This window comes from Paenibacillus glucanolyticus (assembly GCF_037333485.1).
Taxonomy (GTDB): Bacteria; Bacillota; Bacilli; order Paenibacillales; family Paenibacillaceae; genus Paenibacillus_AQ; species Paenibacillus_AQ glucanolyticus.
Map to the genome: position 1 here is coordinate 4,890,550 of NZ_CP147845.1, position 23,565 is coordinate 4,914,114.

Annotated in this window: 21 protein-coding genes; 6 read left to right on the forward strand and 15 right to left on the reverse strand. The window is 50.2% G+C overall.

What is annotated here, in order from left to right; genetic code table 11:
- The first annotated feature begins 142 nt into the window (after positions 1 to 142).
- From WDY75_RS23005 to WDY75_RS23025, 5 genes are all read left to right on the forward strand, one after another.
- Positions 143 to 334 carry a hypothetical protein gene (locus WDY75_RS23005; protein WP_006208925.1) on the forward strand — a complete coding sequence of 64 codons (192 nt, stop codon included), beginning with the start codon at positions 143 to 145 and terminating at the stop codon, positions 332 to 334.
- Between the two features lie 141 nt (positions 335 to 475).
- The gene (locus WDY75_RS23010) at positions 476 to 820 is read left to right on the forward strand and encodes a hypothetical protein (protein WP_006208924.1); all 345 of its coding nucleotides are present in this window, start codon (positions 476 to 478) and stop codon (positions 818 to 820) included.
- Positions 821 to 1,055: 235 nt separating this feature from the next.
- Positions 1,056 to 1,547, forward strand: a complete 492-nt coding sequence (locus tag WDY75_RS23015; protein ID WP_006208923.1) for a cation:proton antiporter regulatory subunit — start codon at positions 1,056 to 1,058, stop codon at positions 1,545 to 1,547.
- 3 nt (positions 1,548 to 1,550) lie between these two features.
- Positions 1,551 to 2,795, forward strand: a complete 1,245-nt coding sequence (locus tag WDY75_RS23020; RefSeq protein WP_006208922.1) for a cation:proton antiporter — start codon at positions 1,551 to 1,553, stop codon at positions 2,793 to 2,795.
- 17 nt (positions 2,796 to 2,812) lie between these two features.
- Entirely contained in the window at positions 2,813 to 3,682 is an 870-nt protein-coding gene (locus WDY75_RS23025) for a YitT family protein (protein ID WP_006208921.1), read from the forward strand.
- A gap of 182 nt (positions 3,683 to 3,864) precedes the next feature.
- On the opposite strand, the gene WDY75_RS23030 is transcribed toward WDY75_RS23025, so the two are convergent.
- The 5 genes from WDY75_RS23030 to WDY75_RS23050 all read right to left on the reverse strand — a co-directional run bounded on the left by WDY75_RS23030 (position 3,865) and on the right by WDY75_RS23050 (position 9,031).
- Positions 3,865 to 4,080 carry a DUF2905 domain-containing protein gene (locus WDY75_RS23030; protein WP_006208920.1) on the reverse strand — a complete coding sequence of 72 codons (216 nt, stop codon included), beginning with the start codon at positions 4,078 to 4,080 and terminating at the stop codon, positions 3,865 to 3,867.
- 109 nt (positions 4,081 to 4,189) lie between these two features.
- On the reverse strand, positions 4,190 to 5,023 hold the full coding sequence (locus WDY75_RS23035) for a carbohydrate ABC transporter permease (protein WP_036643029.1): 834 nt from the start codon (positions 5,021 to 5,023) through the stop codon (positions 4,190 to 4,192).
- A gap of 2 nt (positions 5,024 to 5,025) precedes the next feature.
- Complete coding sequence (locus WDY75_RS23040) at positions 5,026 to 5,919, reverse strand: carbohydrate ABC transporter permease (RefSeq protein ID WP_063478901.1); 894 nt, start codon at positions 5,917 to 5,919, stop codon at positions 5,026 to 5,028.
- A gap of 71 nt (positions 5,920 to 5,990) precedes the next feature.
- Positions 5,991 to 7,319: an ABC transporter substrate-binding protein gene (locus WDY75_RS23045; protein ID WP_006208917.1), complete on the reverse strand. Its 1,329-nt coding sequence runs from the start codon at positions 7,317 to 7,319 to the stop codon at positions 5,991 to 5,993.
- Positions 7,320 to 7,543: 224 nt separating this feature from the next.
- Positions 7,544 to 9,031 (reverse strand): alpha-N-arabinofuranosidase, encoded by a 1,488-nt coding sequence (locus WDY75_RS23050; protein ID WP_409348336.1) that lies wholly within the window; start codon positions 9,029 to 9,031, stop codon positions 7,544 to 7,546.
- A gap of 423 nt (positions 9,032 to 9,454) precedes the next feature.
- Between WDY75_RS23050 and WDY75_RS23055 the strand changes: the two genes are divergently transcribed.
- Positions 9,455 to 10,372 carry a winged helix-turn-helix transcriptional regulator gene (locus WDY75_RS23055; RefSeq protein WP_338840899.1) on the forward strand — a complete coding sequence of 306 codons (918 nt, stop codon included), beginning with the start codon at positions 9,455 to 9,457 and terminating at the stop codon, positions 10,370 to 10,372.
- Positions 10,373 to 11,763: 1,391 nt separating this feature from the next.
- On the opposite strand, the gene WDY75_RS23060 is transcribed toward WDY75_RS23055, so the two are convergent.
- From WDY75_RS23060 to urtA, 10 genes are all read right to left on the reverse strand, one after another.
- Complete coding sequence (locus WDY75_RS23060) at positions 11,764 to 12,954, reverse strand: sn-glycerol-1-phosphate dehydrogenase (RefSeq protein ID WP_063478900.1); 1,191 nt, start codon at positions 12,952 to 12,954, stop codon at positions 11,764 to 11,766.
- 159 nt (positions 12,955 to 13,113) lie between these two features.
- Entirely contained in the window at positions 13,114 to 14,784 is a 1,671-nt protein-coding gene (locus WDY75_RS23065; protein WP_063478899.1) for a ribulokinase, read from the reverse strand.
- A 51-nt stretch (positions 14,785 to 14,835) separates the two neighbouring features.
- Positions 14,836 to 15,525, reverse strand: coding sequence for an L-ribulose-5-phosphate 4-epimerase (gene araD / locus WDY75_RS23070; protein ID WP_006208910.1), 690 nt, complete (start codon positions 15,523 to 15,525; stop codon positions 14,836 to 14,838).
- Positions 15,526 to 15,622: 97 nt separating this feature from the next.
- Positions 15,623 to 16,711, reverse strand: coding sequence for a GntR family transcriptional regulator (locus WDY75_RS23075; protein WP_036643023.1), 1,089 nt, complete (start codon positions 16,709 to 16,711; stop codon positions 15,623 to 15,625).
- A gap of 101 nt (positions 16,712 to 16,812) precedes the next feature.
- Positions 16,813 to 18,300 (reverse strand): L-arabinose isomerase, encoded by a 1,488-nt coding sequence (araA, locus tag WDY75_RS23080; protein WP_063478898.1) that lies wholly within the window; start codon positions 18,298 to 18,300, stop codon positions 16,813 to 16,815.
- A gap of 247 nt (positions 18,301 to 18,547) precedes the next feature.
- A complete protein-coding gene (gene urtE / locus WDY75_RS23085) occupies positions 18,548 to 19,243 on the reverse strand; it encodes an urea ABC transporter ATP-binding subunit UrtE (RefSeq protein WP_006208907.1) in 696 nt (231 codons plus the stop codon).
- Positions 19,221 to 20,060, reverse strand: a complete 840-nt coding sequence (gene urtD, locus WDY75_RS23090) for an urea ABC transporter ATP-binding protein UrtD (RefSeq protein WP_006208906.1) — start codon at positions 20,058 to 20,060, stop codon at positions 19,221 to 19,223. The genes urtE and urtD overlap by 23 nt, the downstream gene beginning before the upstream one ends.
- Positions 20,035 to 21,123, reverse strand: a complete 1,089-nt coding sequence (gene urtC / locus WDY75_RS23095; RefSeq protein WP_036643021.1) for an urea ABC transporter permease subunit UrtC — start codon at positions 21,121 to 21,123, stop codon at positions 20,035 to 20,037. The genes urtD and urtC overlap by 26 nt, the downstream gene beginning before the upstream one ends.
- A 15-nt stretch (positions 21,124 to 21,138) precedes the next feature.
- A complete protein-coding gene (urtB, locus tag WDY75_RS23100; RefSeq protein ID WP_063478897.1) occupies positions 21,139 to 22,044 on the reverse strand; it encodes an urea ABC transporter permease subunit UrtB in 906 nt (301 codons plus the stop codon).
- Positions 22,045 to 22,097: 53 nt separating this feature from the next.
- A complete protein-coding gene (gene urtA / locus WDY75_RS23105) occupies positions 22,098 to 23,357 on the reverse strand; it encodes an urea ABC transporter substrate-binding protein (RefSeq protein ID WP_063478896.1) in 1,260 nt (419 codons plus the stop codon).
- Between the last annotated feature and the right edge of the window lie 208 nt (positions 23,358 to 23,565).

Below are 23,565 nucleotides of genomic sequence, written 5' to 3' on the forward strand. Positions count from 1 at the left end.
ATATTTAATTACATTATATAGAAGGAAAAATTTTTCCATTCTGCTTATGCCTTCATTGTTTCACTTTCTTCCCCTGCGTTTATTCGTTACATAGAACCGATCCTTTTGAGCCAAAATATTGCCAGAAAGGAAAGTGATCCTAATGAGCAAAAAGAAACCCGAATTCGACGGACAATTCCCTGGCGTTGACCCCATTCCCGAGCCAGACCGTCCGGATCAAGCCGCAACCGACAACATCGATGATCTTGTCCTTGGTATTTTGGAGGATAAGGATGAAACGAAACTCGATATCGAACCCCAGACAGAAAATTACGATAAACTTCGGAAAAAGTAGAATTAGACAAGCTTCAATATAATGTAAAAAATATAATCGATCTGTAAAAGTGTTTGAAAATTATTTATCGTTCTCATTTTGAGAACGATTATTTCTATGTTATGATTAACATAGAAGCTTGGGACGAAGGGGGGAGTAACTGTGAACCGTTTCTTAAAAACAGCAAGAATCGTATGGATGCTGATACTTGTTTTGGTTACGGCATTTGCTCTTTACATTCCCGTCCAAGAGTATTACAGCAACGAAATTGAAGATGATCGGTACGTCTACAAGAACGACCTTCATCTGAAAGCGGCTGTTCTGAAACACTCTCAAATTCTCTCCAAACTTAAGGCAGCTGGCAACTCCTTGCCATTGTTCTTAATGTTTTCGGCCGTCCTTCTGCAGCAGGCTCCCAGAACACGTCTGCCCTATCGGCCGATTATTCCACTTCGGCTCCGGCTTTTATTATTATTCCCCATTAAATACACATCCATATTCGTTTAGTTATTCCTCCCTTTCGCATTCAAACTGACTGCGGTTTCTTAAATTCGCCAATTTTTCATCACTCATGCAGCAACACAACGAGCCTGTGCTGATTGACCTATGCACTTAGGTTTATATAAGACTGTGCAGAACATCATGAATGGATTGTTTTATTTGGCTACTCGTAATTTGGATATCCGTGTGACGTTGGTCTACCCATAACTAAAAGTGTATTTTCTTAGGAGGATTTTAACCTATGCATGTTCGCGAAACGGATTTACCCGGAATTGGCAAAAAATTTGTAATCGATACCCGTGGTGGTGATAAGCTGGTCATCATCATTCATGACGACGGTCGCCGTGAAATGTACCATTATGAATATGACGATCCGGAAGAAAGCATCTCCATGATCTCCCTGGATGATGATGAGGCTCGTCAAATTGCCGCCATCGTTGGCGGTCTGACCTATAAACCCAAGGCGCTAGAAACAATCGATATGGCGCTGGACGAATTGATTATTGAGTGGTACCGCATCGAGCCCCACTACTATGGGGCAGGCAAATCCATTGGTGATCTGGGCGTACGTCAAGCTTCAGGTGCAACCATCATTGCGGCAGTTCACAAAAACAGCAAACATATCAATCCCGGGCCTGACGTTATTATCACGCCAGATTCGACGCTTGTCGTCGTTGGCGAACGTCAACAACAGCGGCTATTTAAACAAATCTTGATGAACGGACGTGGTTGATGAATGGATCATTTGGTTTTAGAAGTCGGACTGGCGATTGCGTTGATCGCCCTGGCGGGGTTGCTATCAGCTAAACTCCGGTTTTCCGTCGTCCCTTTCTATATTCTTGTAGGGATGGCGGTAGGGCCCCACGCATTTCATTTTGGATCATTTGATTTTCGTTTTATAGAAAGTGCTCCGCTCATTGATTTCATGGGGCGGATCGGCGTACTGTTTCTTCTGTTCTACCTCGGCCTGGAATTCTCTGTCGGCCGGTTAATCAAATCAGGCAAATCCATCGTTGTCGGTGGGAGCATCTATATTGCCATTAACTTTACACTTGGACTTATGATCGGAATTTTTTCCGGATTTCCGGTGGCGGAAACACTGATTGTTGCAGGAATAACCACAATTTCATCAAGTGCTATCGTAGCCAAGGTGCTCGTTGACTTGAGAAGGACAGCTAATCCGGAGACCGAAATGATACTCGGGATTATCATGTTTGAGGATGTATTCCTGGCCGTATATATCTCTATTCTGTCCGGTCTCGTATTAAGCGGATCTTCTTCGCTGGGTGGAGTATTGATATCTGCGGTTATTGCACTCGGGTTTATGCTGCTTGTCATTATTCTGGGCCGAAAAGCCGTGCCGCTTCTGAATCGGGCGCTGAATATACGGTCTAACGAATTATTTGCACTGGTTGTTTTTGCCGCATTGTTCCTGCTGGCAGGCTTCGCTGAAACGATTCATGTTGCGGAAGCCATCGGTGCACTGCTTGTCGGGCTTGTCCTGGCAGAGACAGAGCATCGTGAACGGATTGAGCATTTGATTTTGCCATTCCGCGATTTCTTTGGCGCTATATTCTTCTTTAGCTTCGGTTTAACGATCGTACCATCCGAGCTTGGTGGAGCTGTATGGTTATCGTTGATCGCCGTTGTCATCACGCTGTTGGGTAACTTTATTGCAGGTATGCTTGCCGGACGCAGTGCCGGATTGTCTTCCAAAGCGTCCTCCAATATCGGTCTGACGATTGTCTCCCGCGGGGAATTTTCCATTATTCTCGCCAATATGGGTAAAGCCGGCGGGCTAGCTGCCTTCATTCAACCGTTTGCAGCCTTGTATGTGCTCATTCTTGCCATACTCGGACCATTGCTGACCAAGGAATCCAAGCATGTATACAACTTCTTGAACAAAATATTTAAATTTAAAGACCATAAGGAGAAGAAACCGGTTAAACCGAAGCTAAAGGATGAAAGTCTTGGCGGATAAAGGAGGGTACATTGCCTATGGTTCAAGTCCCGGTTCGTGTCACGAACGGTGCACAAGACGCCGCAAGCAAGGCAAGTACACCCAGAAGATTGATCATGGCTGCCACCGGAGGGCTGATTGCGGCGTTCGGCTTAGATCTGTTTCTTGTACCTAGCGGAATCATTGCAGGCGGTGTGACAGGAATTTCAGCACTCGCTTCGCATCTGACAGGGCTTCATACAGGCATGTTTCTATTTGCACTCAATTTACCTTTGCTCCTGCTTGTTTATTACAAGTCCAATCGGGAAAAAGCCATTGCGGCAACGATCGGGCTGCTGACCTTTTCCATATGCTCGATCCTGTTCTTCCCGATGCCTGCTCTACTGGACAGCAAGATCGGGAGTGCAGGCATTGGCGGCATTTTCCTTGGGCTTGGCATCGGGATCTGCCTTCGTTACGGGGTTGTCCTCGATACCCTTCAATTACCCAAGATGCCGCAGCAGCTATCCCATCTGCTGACCCGGTTGAAGCTGCCCCACAACCATATCTTTATCAATATCATGGTACTGACATTGGCAGGGCTGCTGCTTGGCTGGGAACATGCGATGTATTCTGCCATCGCATGCCTGATGGCGCTGGAGACGGGTCGCATTACGACCTCCCGTCTTCCGCTTAAACGGGAGGTTCGGATTGATAGTACGAGTGAAGCAGAGATCAAACACAGTATGAAAGCCATCATGGGATATGAACCCCAAACGGAGAGTTTGAATGAAGATACAGGATTTGAGAACAACTCATTAAAATCCTCCCGGCTTGTCTACCGGGTTCATATTCTGGAGATGCCCAGACTAAAAGCGATCGTGAGAAGCCTTGATCCGAATGCGGAGATTACCATCATTCAGAAGTAAGTGTTCTCTCTTCCATGGAAACAGGCCGGCTAAGGGTTTGCCCTAGCCAGCCTGTTTTTTTAGATATCAGAGAGTGTAAACTCCGAAGTTTAGGCCTTCCTGATATCACAAGAAAAACATCCCCTAACCGCGGTCAGTCTTCTGAGAAAATACGTCGATAGACGTTTTTCTTATGAATTTCGTTATTTGCGAAACTGCTGGATCAGAAACAAAATCAAGGAGCCCACCACGCTGATGACTAAGCAGGTTACAATCGGAAAATAGATTTTGACATTGGGCTTATCCACAACGATGTCGCCTGGCAGCCTGCCGACAAATCGGCCAATGACAGGCCATAGCAGCCCAATCACGATCAGGGCGCCCCCTATCCATAACAGTGCCCTTGTTACAGGATGCAAACTATTTCACCTCATTCATCAAATCAATTCATCATACGAAAGGTTTCCTTGTATCATAATGGATTTGATGGACTCGCCGCAAGGTACGCGCCTCGACTTCGACTGTGTTCTAGCCTTTCACTGCTCCGGCCGTCATCCCGTCGATAAAATACTTCTGGAAGCCCATAAACAAGATGAAGATCGGAATAATCGAGAAAAAGGAGCCCACAATCAACAAATCATAGTTGTTCCCGTAAGGGGTCAGCAGTGTCTTCAAGCCAATCGGAAGGGTATATTTGCTGTCATCGCTGAGTACCATGAACGGCCACAGGAAGTTGTTCCAGCTGTTCATCCCGTTCAGGATCGCCATGGCTGCGAAGGATGGCTTCATCACCGGCAGGATCAACCGCACATAGATCCCGTATTCCGTAGCACCGTCCACCCGCCCTGCCGCAATCATTTCTTTTGGAATCCCTCTTAAATACTGCCTGAAGAAGAAGATCGTAGCCGCGCTTGCAATCCCCGGCAGCACAATGGCCGAGTATGAGTTCATAAGGCCGAGATTGTAAGTCAGCGAATACAGTGGAAGAAGAAGAATTTCAAAAGGAACCATCATGATGAGCAGCACGCATATAAACAGGAAATTCTTGCCGATGAAATCATAAGCTGCAAAACCATACGCAACGGTTGCGCTCACCAGCAAAGTTAATGTAACCTGTACCACCGTAAGCAGCAAGGAGTTGAAAAACCACATAAAATAAGAATGATTCCCTGTAAACAGATACGTGAAATTGTCCAGGTTCATTACCGACAGATCGAATTTTAAATTCAGGCCATAACGAATCAAGTCCTCACCGGGCTTAAAGGACGCGATGGTAACGGCGTAAAAGGGTACCAGGATCAGAAAACACAGTGCGGAGAACAAAATCAAGAGGATCACTTTGATCAGTGTTTCTCTTCTCATCCTCAATCCTCCTTCTTGAACATTCCTGAGAGTTTCAGCTGCGTCAGATTAATGATCATGGTAATGGCCAAAAGCACAATCCCCACAGCGGCCGCATACCCCAGATTGTTCTTCTCGATGCCTTGACGGTATAGGTAACCGACAATCGTAAGGCCGATATTTTTGGGAGAATTGTTGCCGTTCCACAGCATCATACTCTCAATAAACATAGCCAGCCCTGCATAAATGCTGATCGTTATTACATAAATCGTGGTCGGTTTCAATAATGGCATCGTGATTTTGGTAAACTTCTGAAAGGCCGAAGCCCCGTCGATGGATGCCGCCTCATAATAGTCATCCGGGATGTTCTTGAGTCCGGATAAAAAATACAGCATATTAACCCCCGTCCACCGCCATGTGGCCAGAGCCACCAAAGCAATGAAGCCGGTAACCTGTCCCTTCAGAAACTTCACCGGTTCCACCCCGAACCAGCCCAATATGCTGTTGATGAGCGACCCTTCCATCTCTCCAAACATCAGCCGGAAGATGGTACCCGCCACAACAACCGACGTCAGTGCCGGAAAGAAAAAAGACGATTTGAAAAACTCTCTTCCCCACATAAACTTGTTGTTGATCAGCACGGCAAACAGCATCGGAAACGGAATCAGAATAAGGAGTGTCAGCAGCATATAAATCGCACTGTTCATGACCGCCTTCAGAAAAATGCCGTCCCCCATCAGCTTCTCGTAATTAGCCAAGCCGATCCAATCAGCTTCCTGACCCAGCTGGATCTTCTGAAAGCTCATGCCAAATGAGCTGCCTAACGGAAGTACCCAGAACACAAGGAAAACCAGAATAAACGGCAGCACAAAAACATAAGGAGCAACCTTTTGAGAGTACAGAAATTTTTTAATCATCACTTTACTCCTTTGATAAGAGCCGCCCATCGTATGAGCAGCCCTTCGTTATGGTTACCGATGAGCCGGAATCATTTTAATTCCTGTTCGATTTGCTTCTGGGCATCGTTCAAAGCTTCTGTAATGTCCTTGCCATCCTCAAAAATCTCATTAAATGTCGTTGTGCACAGGACGTTGTTGATGGTGGGCGAAGCGGAGGTCGATTTGATTAACCGGATTTCATCCCGGATCTCATTCAGAACATCAAACGGGTTGTTCACAAAATATTGGACAAACTGATTCTCAGGGTTGTGCGTGACATCCTTCATATCCCAGACATCCATATTGACCGGATCAAACCCAAGCGTGTTCCATATCTCTTTGTTGGCATCCAGCGACAATTTGGCAAACGCCAGGAAGTCTTTCGCCAGTTGAACATCCTTTGCGGTCTTGGTAACAACGGTACCGGTTCCGCCGCCGCCAACGGATCTTGGCATGCCTTCTTCAATTACCGGGATCGGTGCGATCGCTATTTTTCCTGATAAATCGGACATGTAGTTGGTGTATCTGGACATTTGCCACAGCGGCATGAAGGCGGTAGCATAATTCCCTGCATTAAACTCGCCATAAGCCTCTTCCGTATCAGGCTGACCACCGGCGATAGTCGCAATGGCATTGCTGTCCTGCAGATCCTTGAGCAGTGTCATAGCCTTGATCATGGGCTCCGAATTCACGACCGGATTGCCGGAATCGTCGGTGAGGTCGACCCCTTGCTGCGCCAACAGCATGGATGCCTGCCAGGCTGCACTTGTATCCGCCGTTCCCATATATTTGCCGGTTTTTTCATAGACCTGGATGCCGGCCTGCTTGAAGTCCTCCCAGGTCACGATATCCTGATAGTTAACACCAGCCTCCTCCAGGATTTCGGTATTATAGAAGGCCACGGAGGCTCCAACATGAGTTGGGACGCCGTAATTCACGCCATCCTTGCTGTAAAGATCAATCCGGGATTTGACGATGGTATCTCGGTATGGATCAATAACGTCATTGAGCGCTTCCAGCTGCGGAGTTCCAGCTAGAAAATCCGGGAATTTGCCTAACTCGATATCGGCAATATCAGGGGCACCCGTGCCGGACTGAACCGCGATGGATAGTTTATTGTGCATGTCGTCATATGGCATGACCGTCACGTTCAGCTTAATCTGGCGATCCGGATTCTCGGCGTTCCATTTGCCCAGCATCTTCTCAAAATGCTGTCCGTGCAGCTCAACGAATGTCCAATAGGAAAGCTCCGTGGCGCTTTCTCCCGCCCCTCCGTCCAGAACCGAGGTTTCTCCCCCTGCATTGTTCGCTTTACCGCATCCCCACAGGAACAGCGTCATGCCTAACACCATAAGCACCATTATCCATTTTTTCCTCATCATACGGGACCTCCCTCAATTTTCATTCCTATATCCTCTACACTCGAAAACAGTACTTCAGCCTTTAGTTCTTCAGTCTTCAGATCTTCAATACTTTAGTTCTTCAATACTTCAGCTCTTCAGTACTTCTGTATCCTGCTGAATAGAAAGCGCTTTCATATTGTGTGTAATTTGATATGATTTTGAGAGATGGAGCAGCCCTTGGGACCGCTCCATAAGTTAACTCAGGCCTTTTTCAAACGAATAACATTCCAGGATGCCTTGGCAAGTCGTGCCGTCACATGTCCGCTGTCAAGTTTGGCTTCTCCCCGGTTGTGGGGTTTTACCGTCTCCTCCGACGCGGTATTCACGGCCTTGAGGTCGTCATGCTCCATTACGATATGCTCGATAAGCCGGTATCCTTCAAAGCTGCGCACATCGCATTCGAGGTCCAATGCTTCCTCCAGATGACGGTTCACGGCAAAGATCGTAATCTCTTCGTCGGCTTCGTTATGAACAACCGCACTATCCAGGTACGGAACATCGGTAAAGTCCTTGGAATCATACTTCGGCGAGTCGACGATCGGCAGCAGCGATACACCCCGGCCATACTTCGAAACGTGAAGATATGGATAAAATATCGTCTGCTTCCAGGCGCGTCCCCCATTCTCTGTCATGATCGGGGCAATCACGTTCACGAGCTGCGCCAGACAAGCCATCTTCACCCGGTCTGCATGACGCAGGAACGTAATGAGCATGCTGCCCACCAGAATGGCGTCCTCGAAATTGTACACATCCTCCAGCTGAGGCGGAGCCACGCTCCAAGGATCGATCTGCCTGTCTGCATCGTTGGAATGATACCAAACATTCCATTCATCGAAGCTGAGGTACATCGTCTTTTTGCTGCGTTTCTTGGCCTTGATATAGTCGCAAGTGGACTTGACCGTATGGATAAAGTGATCCATATCCAGCGTGAGCGCCAGGTAATTGGCCGTATCGTTGTCGCGGTTACCGTAATACTGATGCAGGGATATATAGTCCACCGCCTCATACGTATGATCCAGCGTTGCGGCTTCCCATTCAGGGAATGTTGGCATGCCGGTGCTTGAGCTGCCGCACGAAACCAGTTCAATCGCGGGATCAACCAGCCGCATCGCTTTTGCCGTCTCCAGTGCAAGCCTGCCATATTCCGCAGAGGTTTTGTGTCCAATCTGCCATGGTCCGTCCATCTCGTTGCCAAGGCACCACGTTTTGATCTTGTGCGGCTGTTCATAGCCGTGACTGCGTCGCAGATCGCTCCAATATGTACCTCCAGGATGGTTCGTGTACTCCAGCAAATTTCTGGCAGCATCAATGCCCCGGGTGCCCAAATTCACAGCCATCATGACCTCCGAGCCAACCTCCTTGGCCCAGGAAATAAACTCGTTCGTGCCTACCTCGTTCGGTTCCAGCGTCCGCCAGGCAAGCTCCAGCCGTTTCGGCCGCTCGGTCACGGGTCCTACTCCATCCTCCCAGTTGTAACCGGAGACAAAGTTCCCGCCGGGGTACCTGATAATGGGGACATTCAGTTCCTTAATCAATTCCTTCACGTCACTTCGAAAGCCCCCTGCATCCGCCGTCTCATGACCGGGCTCGTAAATCCCTCCATACACAGCACGACCAAGGTGCTCAATGAATGAACCATAAATGCGTTTATCAACTTGCGCGATTCGAAACGACTTATCCACGATCATCCGTGCCTTCATTTTCTCAGCTGCCAAGTCCTTCACCTTCCGTTAAAATAATTATGAAGCATTTTAAATAAACCTGAATGAATTCGTTTTCAGATATAAAATATCATATGAGGAGTGCTATGTAAATATACAAATATAAAATGATTTATATAAATAAATAATAAATGAATTTTCAGTAGAGAATTTAGTTTATTTTTGTCGAAATTCGCTTATTTTGTTGATATCCATGCTTTTTATTTTGATATAAACCTCAAATAAAAGAAGTGTCTGCTATCAAAATGATCTTTTTCTTCACAAGATTCTCGAAGATTTGGAACACATCTTTATTTCGCGCTGATGTTGATTTATAATTATTTGAAATAAACATCATTCCCTGTACACATCGTTATTTAATCCCTTAATCGGAAGAAGGTTCGAGATAAAATGATCTACATTAAAGATTTAATGAGCGGGCTTGATATCTTTAAAGCCCTTAGCTCCGAAATTCGCATTCAAATTCTGGAGCTGCTGGCCAAGAACCAAAGCTTGAACCTGAACGATCTGGCAAATAGGCTGAACCTCAGCAACGGTGCCATCACCATGCATATCAAGAAATTGGAGGAGAGCGGTCTGATCGAGATCAACACCACAGGCGGGAAGCACGGCATACAGAAGATTTGTTACTTGAATAAAGACACACTGATGGTTGATCTTCGCAGCAAGGACATTGATAATTTGTACGAGGTGGAGATTCAGGTTGGGCATTACAGCGACTACCAAGTCATTCCGACCTGTGGATTAGCCACCAAGGACAGTATCATCGGGGATTTTGACGATCCACGCTATTTCGCAGATCCAGAGCGGATTCATTCGGAAATCATCTGGCTTACCGAAGGTTTCCTGGAATACCGGATTCCGAATTATTTGAAGTCGAACCAGTCATTCCGCGAGATCCAATTCTCGTTGGAGCTCGGTTCTGAGGCTCCGGGATATTGCGATAACTATCCATCGGATATTTTCTTTTATGTCAACGGCATCGAGATTGGCAGCTGGACAAGTCCCGGTGATTTCGGCGACAAACGCGGCACCTTCAATCCCGAATGGTGGCCGCCCCATTTGAACCAGTACGGCATGCTGAAGCTGATCCGGATCAACAAGGAAGGCAGCTTCATCGATGGATGCCGCATTTCGGGCGTAGGCCTGGACCAGATTCAACTGGATTACAAGAGCGAGCTCACCTTCCGGGTTGCTGTCAACGAACGATCGGTCAACAAGCGCGGCTTAACCATTTACGGCAAACATTTCGGCAACTACAGCCAGGACCTGCTGGCGCGTGTGCTGTATGATGTGAAGGAAGAGTAAGGGTACATGATGGGGAAGTTCTGCGTAGGCAGCTTCTACTCAACATCGGACATATGAACAAAACAGCTGGATGCAGGGAAACCCTGCTCCAGCTGTTTTTCTGCCGAGGGTGGCCGGCCTCTGACGAGAGCGGTGGACTCTGCTGTAGGTGGCTGACCTCTGGCGAGGGCGATTGCTACTGCTGCTGGTGGCTGACCTCTGGCGAGGGCGGCTGGCATCTGCTGTAGGTGGCTCTGACCTCTGGCGAGGGAGATTACCACTACTGCAGATTGCCGACCTCTGACGAGGGCGGTGGCATCTGCTGTAGGTGGCTGACCTCTGGCGAGGGCTGCTAACTCTGCTGCAACTCGTGGATTTCTCAGGGCTAACGGACTGAGAATCCGTTATTCACGCCAAATGGCGTTATTTAAAAAACTAACGGACACGAAAGACGTTATTCTGTAGAAATTGCCGGAAATCAAACTGATTTTGTGATAATAAGGACTCCTGAGTCCGTTAAACTCGAAATCGGAGTCGATTACGGAGAATAAGAGCAATGGAGTCCGTTAACGCGCCGGGGGATGCAAAAAGAACGCAAAGAGCAGAGCTAACAAGGATCCTTGAACAGCACGCGAGCGGTCGAGCCTCCTTCATCGGTCTATGACTTTCTGGAGGAGGATAATATGGTGCAAACAGTGATAGGTAGAACAGTAAAATAAGGAGTATGACTAGAGGAACAGTCACAGAAAGACAGCCACAGGATGAACAACACTGGAGAGAACATAACTGAAGGAAAAGTGGCATAAGGAATAGTTACTGAAGGAACAGTTGAGGAACACGGGAGGGATAGAACACCTATAGGAGGAGCAACCACAAGTCATCAACCACAAGTCGAACTGCCTCAATTCGAACAACCACATGTCAAACTGCCTCGAGTCATACAAAACTCAAGTCGAACAACTACGAGAGGAACTGTGTGATAAAGAGCGTCTAAACAGAACAAAAAGGGGCATCCACTAGAATTCAGATCTTTTGGACGCCCCACCTCATTAATGAAACAAACGATCTCTCATATATGGTCGCCAGCATCGAGCCTGCCCTTGACCACGCACTGTGCGCAGTGGGAAGTTGCATCACCACGCGCAATGTGCGTACAGGGAGCCCCGTCTGCACCAATTCACACCGTACGTACAGGGAACCGTGCATACAGGGAACCGTGCATACAGAGAGCCGTGCATACAGGAAGCCGTGCATGCAGGAAGCCGTGTGCACCATGAACACACACGCACAGGGAACTACGCACCTCGCACAAAATGCAAACGAACAGCCAATCCCATTCGCAAGTTATATTCAGTCCAGTTAATTTCAGTACCTGTAGTCACCAGTTAATCATCCACTATCATGTTATCTCCCTATCGACTTGCCCCAACTTTTGCCTCATTTAAAGCCCTTAAAATAGTATGGCGGTCACGGAGCGCGTGCGCCTCCTTCAAGCTCTGATGAAACAGCTCCTCATCGATTCCAAGCTTCTGGAGGCTTGAAGGTCCTCCAGCCTGCTGCAGTAAGATAGCAAGCTCTTCCTTCGCAGGAACCTTTCGCAGCCATTCCTGAACTGACGTTCGGTACTGCTCCCAATCTGTAGGCTCGGCATACGGATAAACTCCGTGATCTGCCGCATCATGATAAAGGCTTGAAATCTCGCTGCAAGCCACCCCCACCTTGGCACCATGAAGGAGCGCGCGCTTGCCCAGGCGCAAATACGCCATCTCCCAATAATGGGACAGATGATGCTCCGCCCCTGAGGCGGGATGGGACTGTCCGAACAGCAGCATCGCGATGCCGGATTCAATCAAGGCCGTCATCAGAATGCGGATGCCTTCCTCCGTGCGATCGCCGATGGCCTGCACATGCTTGACGCAAACCTCCAGCGCCTGTTCTGTAATGGCGGCCACTCCTTCATCATAGGGCTCGCCTGCCGTGGTAGAAGAGAATTTCCAATCCAGCAGCGATGTATATTTGCCAAGCATATCGCCAAAACCGGCGGCAACCAGCGGCTGGGGTGCCTTAACAAGTATATCCAGGTCAGCGAATATGGCGAGGGGAGCTGTAGCCGCAAAGGTCTGCTTGATTCCCCGGACTACAATCGGCGCGCCTGCTGAAGTAAAACCATCCACAGAAGGAGCCGTAGGTACCGAAATGAACGGCTTGCCGGTCCGGTGAGCTACAAAGCGGGTAATATCATGAATCGTGCCAGATCCCACAGCGATCAGGCATCCTGTCCGCTCCGGCTCCACTTCAATAAGCAGCTGCATCAGCGAGCGCTCATCCGCCACAACGTCTCCTTGCTCATCGGGCTTGATCAGACAAAGCCGGGAATTCACACCTGCTGCTTCCAGGCAGTTCATCAACGTTTGTCCGGCAGCTTCATATGTGTTCGTATCCGCTACCAAGACCGGTGACTGAAGACCCTGCCGAATCAGATACAGAGGCACATCAAGAATAACTCCCCGCTCAAGCGCCATATCATCAAGACCACGGAACGTTGGCTGGACTTCCTTCATCTGACTCATCAAACGTTTTGCGTAGTTCAGAGATTCCGTCATGCAGTTCCTCCCCTTCATTCTATCCATGTATGATCCTTGCCAATTTCTCTCGATCTATTCCCATCCTGACAGCAGAGCTGACCTTGCGAAGCTATAACGCGATAGCCATCCCCGGTATCCCACGCTCAACCCTTCCAGCTGTTTCTACCTACCTATGGTTTATTCAGCCGACTGCTTAATCCGCTTCAGCCGTTTCATCACGTCATTTTCGCCCCGTCCAAAATAATCATGCAGCTTGCTGTACTCCCGATACAGCTGCTCGTACACTTCCACATGCTCCGGAATCGGTTTAAAGGTTTCTTCCTTCACCCGTGCCATCTTCGCGGCAGCATCGATAATCGAATCATATCCGCCCTGCGCCTGACCCGCAGCGACAGCGGCAAACATGGCAGCCCCGAGCGCCGGTGTCTGCTTGGAGTCGGCCACCACAATTTCACGATTGGTGACATCGGCATAGATTTGCATTAAAAGGTGGTTCTTCTGCGGCAGTCCGCCGCAGGCATAGAGGACGTCCACCGGCACGCCATTCTCGTGAAAGGCGTCCACGATTTTGCGTGTACCAAACGCCGTTGCTTCCAGCAAGGCACGGTAGATTTCCTGCGGCTTCGTCAGCAGAGTCATCCCTAATATCAGCCCGGTCAGGTCTGTATCCACCAGCACCGAACGGTTGCCATTCCACCAGTCCAGCGCGAGCAGACCGGTTTGGCCCGGCTTGTAGGCAGCCGCTTCCCGCTCCAGCCACTGGTGAATGCCGATTCCGTCTGCAGCCGCAGCTTCTGTTACATACGCGGGAAGCGCTTCCTCAACGTACCATTCAAAAATATCGCCGACGGCCGATTGTCCCGCTTCATAACCGTACAATCCCGGGATAATGCCGTCTTCCACGACCCCGCACATCCCCTCAACCCGCTTCTCTTCGGTACCGAGGATGATATGACAGATCGACGTTCCCATCGCCATGACCAGCTTGCCTGGAGTAACCACACCGACAGCCGGAACCGCCGCATGAGCGTCAACGTTGCCCACTGCAACAGCGATACCGGGGGTTAAACCCATCACCTCGGCCATGGTTTCTGTAAGTCCGCCCGCTCGGCTCCCGAGGGGTCTGACCTCGCCCCGGAGCTTGGTTTCCGCCAGATTCTCCAATCTCGGATCCAATGCTTTAAAGTAGGCCTTGCTTGGGTATCCATCCTGCTTATGCCATATCGCCTTGTAACCAGCCGTACAGCTGTTGCGGACCATATTGCCAGTCATTTGGAAAATGACCCAATCCGTCGCTTCCAGAAACATATCCGCACGTTCATATATAGCCGGCGCTTCATCGAGAATTTGCCATACCTTAGCCATCATCCACTCGGAGGAGATCTTCCCGCCGTAACGCGGCAAAAAGGATTCTCCGCGCTCAGCGGCAATGGCGTTGATCTTGTCAGCTTCGGGCTGCGCGGCATGATGCTTCCACAGCTTCACCCAGCTGTGCGGCTGATCCGCCAGCTCCGGGTGGAAGCAGAGCGGCTCGCCAAGCTCGTCAACCGGCAGCATCGTGCATGCCGTAAAATCAATGCCGATGCCAATCACATCCGCCGGATCAATACCGGATTGTTCAATGACAGCAGGCACGGAGACCTTCAGAACCTCCAGATAATCCCCCGGATGCTGAAGCGCCCAGTCATACTCAAGCTTCTGTCCGGAACCCGGCAAAAACTCATCGATGACATGATGCCGATATGGCGTAACATGATCCGCGACTTCCTGCCCGTCTGCCAGATTAACCAATACCGCACGTCCGGACTGCGTCCCGTAATCGACGCCAATGGTATACTTTTTCCCCATCTCATTTCCCCCCACAGATGAAATCATGAATGATGATGACCATGACAAATTTTACTTTTGACCGTAATAGGCATTAATCCCATGCTTCCGCAAAAAGTGACGATCCAGCAAATTCTGATCCATCGGTTCAATAGCAGGGTTGATTTGCTGCATGCGAGCCGCAATCTTCGCGCACTCTTCCAGAACCACTGCATTATGCACCGCATTATGGGCATCCTTGCCCCATACAAACGGCGCATGAGAATGGACAAGCACGCCGGGCACCCGATTCGGATCCAGATCCGCGAAACGCTCCACGATGACGTTGCCCGTCTCCCGCTCGTAAGCGCCTTCGATCTCTTCACGGGTCATGGGACGCGTAACCGGAATCTCCCCGTAAAAATAGTCGGCGTGCGTTGTTCCATAGGCAGGAAGCGCGCGTCCGGCTTGGGCCCAGCTCGTTCCCCATGGCGAGTGGGTGTGCACAATCCCGCCAATCTCTTTAAAATTCTGATAGAGCACCAGATGAGTCGGGGTATCGGAGGAAGGCCGTAAATCGCCTTCAACTACATTTCCCTTCAGATCGAGCACGACCATGTCATCGATTGTCAGCTCTTCATAAGGCACGCCGCTGGGTTTAATAACAAACATCCCGCGTTCCCGATCAATGCCGCTTACATTCCCCCATGTAAATGTGACAAGTCCGTACTTCGGAAGCTCCAGATTTGCCTCCAGCACCTGCTGCTTTAAATTCTCCAACATGAACAATCTCTCCTCTCTATATTTGAAAAATATAGTTGTACGTACAAGTTGGCATGCAGGGGTCCGTCTTTCCGGACCTCAAATCTTCTATAATGACCTACTGTTTTTTCACTGATTCTCTCTCCACCAGCTCAGGCTCATAAATCGTATCGGAAATTTCCGTTTGATTCTCGATCATACTGATCAATTGTCTCGCGGCAGTGATCCCCATCTCCGTCTTTGGATGAGTCATCGTTGTCAGCTTCACACCGGAAGCAATCGCAAGTGTCGAATCATCGAAGCCGACCATGGATACATCCTGTGGAACCTGTAGTCCGCATTGCCCCGCGGCCTCCACCAGAGACACGGCCAGCTCATCGTTGTAACATACGAGCCCTGTCGGGCGCTGCTCATCCGGCTGCTTCAGCAGTTGTACGGCCTGATCGTAAGGGAAGCTCCCCTTCTGCTCGGTTGTGTAGGTAACCACCCGCTCCGGCGATACGGGAATGCCCGCCTCTCGATGTGCCCGCAAGAAGCCTTTTAGCCGATTCACGCCCTGAAGATCGTCCCGCTTGAAAAACCCGGCAATCGCCGTGTGTCCGTTCTCGATCAAATGGCACGCTGCCTTGTAACCGCCTAACTCATCATCAAGCTTGAGGCAAGGACAATCCAGCTCCCGATACTTCTCGTTAATCATCAGAAAAGGAATTCCCTTCTCCTGCAAGGATAAGAAATACGACAGGTTTGGATTGCCTTCCGCACTCTTAGTCGGTTCAATAATCAGCCCGCTAAGCGGCTGGCTGGTCATAAGCTGAAGGCTGTCCATCTCCTTATCCTTGTTATTATCCGTGCTGGAGAGCAGCAGGCGATATCCCTTGCTTCGCAGCTCGGCTTCGGCTCCCCTGACAATATGCGGAAAGATGTAATCCGAGATGTACGTCGTAATGATCCCGATCGTCTTGACCTGCTCGCTCTCCCGGCGCTCCGGATTTCTTGCAAACGTTCCTTTGCCCTGTATCCGTTCCAGCCAACCTTCCTTCTCAAGCTCGCCGAAGGTCTGGCGTACCGTCTGCCGGCTTACGCCGAACTGATCCGCAATTTCATGCTCCGAAGGGACCTGTTTACCCGCCTGAAGCCGGCCCGATTCAAACCAGGAGAGCAGTTCGTTTTTTAATACAATATATTTGGGTATCCGTCTATTATTCATCATTCACCTCTAGCCTCACGCACTCATTATGTTAGGATTTGGAGTAATCCCAAGTTATCTCGCTATTGTAACACAGGCCAGGCGAATGCCGACAGAACCAGTTACCGCAGGCGATAGGCCGCTTCGCTCCAGCGGAGCTCATTCTTAAACCGCTGCAAGGTGGTATCCTTGTCAATAATAACCGCTTCAATACCCGCCATATCGGCCCAATCGCTCAGATGCTCAGACGTCATTGCATAAGAGAGGACGGTGTGATGCGCCCCGCCAGCCAATATCCATGCTTCTGCAGACTCGCGAAGGGATGGCTGCGGCTTCCATAACACGCGGGCCACGGGCAGCTTCGGCATCGGCTGCTCTACCTTGACGCCATCGACCACGTTCACGAGAAGTCTGAAGCGATGTCCCAGATCAATCAGCGAAGCGTTGACTGCCGGACCGTCCTGGCCGTTGAACACAAGACGGGCCGGGTCTCCCTTTCCTCCAATTCCGAGCGGATGAACCTCCAGCGTCGGCTGATCCAGGGCGATGGTCGGGCATACCTCCAGCATATGAGATCCAAGAATCATATGGTTTCCCGGCTCGAAGTGATAGGTGTAATCCTCCATGAAGGAAGTGCTTTTATTGCCCGCAAGGACCTTGAGTACGCGCGTCAAAGCCGCTGTCTTCCAGTCCCCTTCGCCGCCGAAGCCGTAGCCGGATTCCATCAGCCGTTGAACGGCCAGTCCCGGAAGCTGCTTCATGCCGTGCAGATCCTCAAAGGTCGTCGTAAATGCGCCAAACCCGCCCTCTTCCAGGAAACGGCGCAGTGCAATCTCGATCCGGGCTTGATACGCAATGGAATCACGCACATGCCCCTCGCTAAGCCCTTCTTTTGCTATCGAATACCGCTCTACATATTCATTCAGGAGCGCCTTTACATCCTCATCTCCCACTTCATTCATCGATTGCACAAGATCGCCAATGCCGTAACCGTTGACGGACCAGCCAAGCTTAATTTGGGCCTCCACCTTATCTCCTTCGGTTACCGCGACCTGGCGCATATTGTCACCGAAACGCGCCACTTTCAGCCTGCGGCTTTCGGCATAAGCCGCGGCCGTCCGCATCCAGCCGGCGATACTGTCACGAACTTCCCCATCTTCCCAATGACCCACAACCACCTTGCGGGCAATGCCGAGACGGGCACCGATATGACCATATTCACGATCACCGTGGGCGGACTGGTTCAAGTTCATAAAGTCCATGTCAATCGATTCCCAAGGAATATCCCGGTTGAATTGGGTATGGAAATGAAGGAGCGGCTTTTGAAGTTGGGATAGGCCTGCAATCCACATCTTGGCCGGAGAGAACGTGTGCATCCAGGTCATTATGCCTGCACAGGACTCATCGTTGTTGGCCTCCAGAATCAGGTTGTATATTTCATCCGGTGTCGTTACGATCGGTTTGAACAGAATAGGGTACGAAAATACAGGATCTTTCCCCATCTCCGTTGCCACAATGCGGGAATGCTCAGCTACCTGCTCCAGCGTTTCAGGACCATACAAGTGCTGGCTTCCGGTAACAAACCAAAAAGAATGCGGTTTCAATTTCATGATTAGAACGCCTCCTGAATGAATGCTTTGTCACTATCTTGTACATACCTATTATTAAATTATTTGTTTTATGATAAATTGTACGTACAAGTAGAATCACTCACATTCTACCCCCGCTCCTGAAAAATAGCAAGACGAAAATAAAAAAAGAGCTGTCCCATAGGCTGAAAATGCCGGCCTATATGACAGCCCCTGCTCCCTCAAACTGCATGTTCCCGGTCGCGATAATCCAAGATTCAAGGCAGCTCTATACCGTCAAATAATGCTCAAACTGCTCCATGTCAATGGCATCTTGAACACCTTCGGCTACAACCGTGCCTTTATCCATGACATAAATATAATCCGCTACGCTCCGCACAAACTCGATGCTCTGCTCCACCAGGATAACCGACGTTTCTCCTTTGGCTTTGATCCCGCGGATCACGTCTTGAATTTCCTCCACGATGGACGGCTGAATGCCCTCCGTCGGCTCGTCAAGCAGCAGCACCTTGGGCCGAGAGGCCAGCGCCCTTGCAAAGGCGAGCTGCTGCTGCTGTCCGCCGCTCAAATCTCCGCCCTGACGATGGTACATTTGCGGCAGTACGGGAAACAAGGCTAACACATCCTCCGGAAAAACCTTGCTCCTGGGCACGCATGGCTCAAGCCCGAGCAGCAAATTCTCTTTCACGGTGAGCTGAGGGAATATCTCGCGCCCTTGCGGGACATACCCGATGCCTCCACGCGCTCTTTTGACAGAATCCCAGCCGGTAACCTCCTGTTCTCCCAGACTCATCCGCCCCTGACGGATCTTCAGCTGTCCGGTTAAAGTGCGCATAAGCGTAGTCTTTCCAACGCCGTTGCGTCCGATCAGACATACAACCTTCGCCGGGTCGACTACCATGGATACGCCGCGCAGGACGGCGCTCTCTCCATAACCCGATTCAATGCCCTGCAGCTTGAGCATTGGTCTCCCTCCTTTTGCCCAGATACACCTCGGCAACCATCGGATCGCGCTGAATTTCCGCCATGGAGCCTTCCTTCAGCAGTTTCCCTTCATGCATCACCGTAACCTTCGCGGCAAAAGAACGAACGAAATCCATATCATGCTCAACCACAACAACGGAACATGCCTTGGCGATATCCTGAAGAAGCATTCCTGTCTTCATCGTCTCCTCATCCGTCATTCCGGCTACCGGCTCATCCAGCAGCAGCAATCGCGGCTTCTGAAGCAGCAGCATGCCGATTTCCAGCCACTGCTTCTCCCCATGCGACAGAGAACCTGCCCGAACATGGAGCCGATCAGGAAGCCCGATCTGCTCCAGCACCTTCTTCATCTCGAACGTGGTGCATCGATTTCTCCTTACCTTAAGCGCCCGAAACACACTTCGATCGGGATCGAGTGTCAGCTCCAGATTCTCTTTAACACTCAAGTTTGCAAAAATCGAGGGTGCCTGGAATTTCCGCCCGACACCGAGACCTGCAATTTCATAATCCCGCTTTTTAGTAATGTCCAGGCCGTCCCCCAGCAGCACGCGTCCGGCAGCAGGCCTTGTCTTCCCGCAGATCACATCCAGCATCGTGGTTTTTCCAGCACCGTTTGGGCCGATAAGAAAATGCAGTTCATTCTTGCGAAGCGCCAGATTCATGCCGTTTACCGCCACGAACCCGCCAAAAGTCACCGTGATATCCTCTGCGGACAACACGATTGGTGAAATGCCGATTTCTCTCACTTCTCCACGGACTGGGACGGAAAAATCAACCTTCTTTGCGTACGGCTGCATGGACAGTACCTCCTCTTCGGGATAATGACGAAACCACCTTGCTCCATACTCCTACCAATCCTTTTGGCATCAACACAACCACAATGACAAACAAAGCGCCCAATACGAGCAGCCAGCCTTCTGGGTAGGCTTCGCTGATCCCGGTTTTGGCCGAATTCAGCAGCACTGTACCGATAATCGCGCCGATAAGGGTCCCCCTCCCGCCCAGAGCCACCCATAATACCATTTCAATGGACGGGACAATCCCCATCATGGAAGGGGATATAATGCCTACCTGAAGTACAAACAGCATTCCGGCAAGCCCGGCCAGACCGCCCGAGACGGCAAAAGCAAACGTCTTGTAACGGGAAGGGTCAAATCCGAGAAACCGCACCCGGTTCTCTCCATCCCTTGACGCTTCCAGCACCTGACCCACGCGGCTGCTCACAATCCTTCTGCACAGCACATATGCCCCTGCCAAAGCAGCCAGCGTGATGAAATACAATCCGATTTTGGTTGACGGCGTGTTCAGGTTAAAGCCCAGAATCGAAGGGTATCCCGTCAGTCCGTTCGTGCCCCCCGTCCACTCCTGCTTGCCTACAAACAGCGTGACTACAATCATGACCAGAGCCTGGGTCAGAATCGTAAAGTACACGCCCACGATCCGGTTGCGGAACGTAAAGAAACCGAGAATCAAAGCGAGCAGCGCCGGAAGCAGCATCCCGAGTATCAGGGCAGCGGGAAACGACCGGAAGGGTTCCCAGAACCAGGGCAGTCCCTCCACACCGCTCCAGCTCATAAAATCGGGCAGGGACGTCCCGCTGGCCTCGAGCTTAAGATACATCGCCATAGCATAAGCGCCAAGTCCGAAGAACACGCCGTGTCCAAGACTTAGAATACCGCCATATCCCCAGATCAGATCAAGTCCGACCGCCAGAATCGCCAAAGCCAGAAATTTTGTCAACAACCCCAAGCGAAAAGGGGTCATGAACAAAGGAGCCATACACATGAGAAGCAGCAGAACACTCCACAGAATCCGTTTTGTCCGGCTGCCGGGATTTCCTGTCAACCATTTCAGCACCATACCATCCCCTCCTCTCTAATCCAGACTGCGCGTTCGAAGTGCAACAAGCCCGCGAGGCTTCCACTGCAGGAAAGCCACGATTAAGGCGAACACCAGCACTTTGCCGATGGAAGCCGAAGTGTAGGTCTCAAACAGCGTATTAAACATACCGATTCCCAGCGCCCCGGCAACCGTTCCGATCAATTTTCCAACACCGCCAAGCACGACCACCATAAAGGCATCCACGATGTAGTAGGTTCCAATAGACGGACCGATGGGTCCGAGCAGCGTCAATGCGCAGCCGGCAATACCCGCGATACCCGAGCCAATCGCGAACGTGAGACCATCCACACGCCGGGTTGAAATGCCAAGGCATCCCGCCATGTTCCGGTTCTGCATCACCGCTCTCATCCGCCTGCCCTGAACCGTTCGATAAATATAGAGATACATTGCCGTCAGCACCAAGGCCACCAATACAATAATGAACAACCGTTTATAAGGAAGCACGATGTTTGAAGTGATCGCAAGCCCTCCGTTCAGCCAGGATGGGCTGATTACGGCCACGTTCGGAGCGCCGAAGATGAACCTTGCGATCTGCTGCAGCATCATCCCGACACCCCATGTAGCCAGCAAACTGTCCAGCGGCCTTCCGTACAGGTGCCGAATCAGAATCATTTCAAGCAGCCAACCGATGAGGGCAGCAACCACAAAGGAAACCAGCAGCGCCGCTATGAAATAAGTATCAAACCAGGATTTCGGCATATACGCGGTAAACAAGCCCTGGGTGACATACGTGGAATAGGCGCCAATCATGATCAGCTCGCCATGGGCCATATTAATAACATTCATCAATCCGAACGTCACCGCCAAGCCAAGTGCAATCAATAATAAAATCGAGCTGACACTCAATCCGTTGAACACCTGCAGGATTGTCATTTCCATTTCGGGAGCCTCCTTTCACGAAAAGGCCCGGGAGCCTTTTCGTGCCTACTGCTTTATTCTCCGCTTAACCCCTTCGCCCAATCGTACGTTTTCAGATACGGATCGGGTTTAACAGGTTCTCCCGAGTTCCAGAGCTCTTTAAACTGACCATCTGCCTGCACTTCGCCAATGCGCACCGTTTTGTAGATGTGCTGATTGTCGCCGTCAATAGTGACTTTGCCTTCCGGTGCAGCAAACTCGATGCCTTTAGCCGCTTCCTTGACCTTGGCTACCTCTGTTGAACCGGCCTTCTCTACCGCAGCCTTCCATAAGTACACAGCGGTATATCCCGCTTCGATCGGATCGGCTGTAACCCGGTCGGAACCATACTTCGCTTTGTATTTATCAACAAAGGCTTTGTTCTCCGGCGTATCCGTAGACTGATAATAGTTCCAAGCTGCCAGATGCCCCTCAAGAATGTCAGCGCCGATTCCGCGAATTTCCTCCTCCGCCACGCTTACGGACAACGTGGTCATATCCTTGGAAGTGATGCCCGCATCCTTCAGCTGCTTGAAGAATGCCACGTTACTGTCGCCATTCAGCGTGTTATAGACGATATCGGGTTTCGCCTCTTTGATCTTGGCAATAATCGTACTGAAATCGGTATGACCCAGCGGTGTATATTCCTCTCCCGCAAGCTCCCCTCCCTCTGCAGTCAGCTGTGCCTTGATAATTTTGTTGGCCGTCCTCGGGAACACATAATCCGATCCGAGCAGGAACATTTTGCTGCCCCGATTCTCAAGCAGCCAGGATACCGAAGGCACGATTTGCTGATTGGTTGTTGCACCTGTATAGAAAATGTTAGGGGAAGATTCTAACCCTTCATATTGGACCGGATAAAATAAAAGACCGTTGTTTTGTTCGAAAACAGGGAGCATCGCTTTACGGCTGGCGGAGGTCCACCCTCCGAACACGGCGGCAACCTTATCCTGCTGCAGCAGTTTGCCCGCCTTCTCGGCGAAGGTCGGCCAATCCGAGGCACCGTCCTCGATCACAGGTTCGATCTGCTTGCCCAGCACACCGCCTGCCGCATTAATTTCTTCGATCGCAAGCATTTCGGCATCCTTGACGGATACCTCGCTGATCGCCATCGTTCCGCTTAGGGAGTGAAGAATGCCAACCTTGATTGAATCACCTTTGGCTTCGATTGGCGCGCTGCCGTTATCCGCTCCGGCGTTCGGAGCAGCTTCCTTTTCCGTAACACAGCCTGACATCAAAATGGCGCATAATACAAAAGAGGCCCATCCCTTTACAATTACGCTCTGTTTCTTCATACGCTCCCAACTCCCTTTTTCTGTTTCCGAACATTCTGTCTGCATCTTCTTATCTCTGTTCGTTAATCCACATTATAGTTGCCTTATATTTCCTGTGTCAATAATACTTACATAAATTTATTTCTTTTTTTCATTTTTAGTAAAATCGTCGCAATTTTTCAATATTAAATGTTAATTAACATAACATAAAATCGAAATTACAAATCGA

Excerpts from the sequence above, each read along its gene's own strand:
- urtB (WP_063478897.1), bottom strand. The coding sequence starts at position 22,044 with ATGGAAATGACAATCCTGCAGGTGTTCAACGGATTGAGTGTCAGCTCG.
- WDY75_RS23045 (WP_006208917.1), bottom strand. The coding sequence starts at position 7,319 with ATGAGGAAAAAATGGATAATGGTGCTTATGGTGTTAGGCATGACGCTG.
- WDY75_RS23020 (WP_006208922.1), top strand. The coding sequence starts at position 1,551 with ATGGATCATTTGGTTTTAGAAGTCGGACTGGCGATTGCGTTGATCGCC.
- WDY75_RS23035 (WP_036643029.1), bottom strand. The coding sequence starts at position 5,023 with ATGAGAAGAGAAACACTGATCAAAGTGATCCTCTTGATTTTGTTCTCC.
- araD (WP_006208910.1), bottom strand. The coding sequence starts at position 15,525 with ATGTTGGAGAATTTAAAGCAGCAGGTGCTGGAGGCAAATCTGGAGCTT.
- WDY75_RS23015 (WP_006208923.1), top strand. The coding sequence starts at position 1,056 with ATGCATGTTCGCGAAACGGATTTACCCGGAATTGGCAAAAAATTTGTA.
- WDY75_RS23040 (WP_063478901.1), bottom strand. The coding sequence starts at position 5,919 with ATGATTAAAAAATTTCTGTACTCTCAAAAGGTTGCTCCTTATGTTTTT.
- WDY75_RS23055 (WP_338840899.1), top strand. The coding sequence starts at position 9,455 with ATGATCTACATTAAAGATTTAATGAGCGGGCTTGATATCTTTAAAGCC.
- WDY75_RS23050 (WP_409348336.1), bottom strand. The coding sequence starts at position 9,031 with ATGATCGTGGATAAGTCGTTTCGAATCGCGCAAGTTGATAAACGCATT.
- urtD (WP_006208906.1), bottom strand. The coding sequence starts at position 20,060 with ATGCAGCCGTACGCAAAGAAGGTTGATTTTTCCGTCCCAGTCCGTGGA.
- WDY75_RS23025 (WP_006208921.1), top strand. The coding sequence starts at position 2,813 with ATGGTTCAAGTCCCGGTTCGTGTCACGAACGGTGCACAAGACGCCGCA.
- WDY75_RS23060 (WP_063478900.1), bottom strand. The coding sequence starts at position 12,954 with ATGACGGAATCTCTGAACTACGCAAAACGTTTGATGAGTCAGATGAAG.
- WDY75_RS23075 (WP_036643023.1), bottom strand. The coding sequence starts at position 16,711 with ATGAATAATAGACGGATACCCAAATATATTGTATTAAAAAACGAACTG.
- urtC (WP_036643021.1), bottom strand. The coding sequence starts at position 21,123 with ATGGTGCTGAAATGGTTGACAGGAAATCCCGGCAGCCGGACAAAACGG.
- urtE (WP_006208907.1), bottom strand. The coding sequence starts at position 19,243 with ATGCTCAAGCTGCAGGGCATTGAATCGGGTTATGGAGAGAGCGCCGTC.
- araA (WP_063478898.1), bottom strand. The coding sequence starts at position 18,300 with ATGAAATTGAAACCGCATTCTTTTTGGTTTGTTACCGGAAGCCAGCAC.
- WDY75_RS23065 (WP_063478899.1), bottom strand. The coding sequence starts at position 14,784 with ATGGGGAAAAAGTATACCATTGGCGTCGATTACGGGACGCAGTCCGGA.
- WDY75_RS23005 (WP_006208925.1), top strand. The coding sequence starts at position 143 with ATGAGCAAAAAGAAACCCGAATTCGACGGACAATTCCCTGGCGTTGAC.
- urtA (WP_063478896.1), bottom strand. The coding sequence starts at position 23,357 with ATGAAGAAACAGAGCGTAATTGTAAAGGGATGGGCCTCTTTTGTATTA.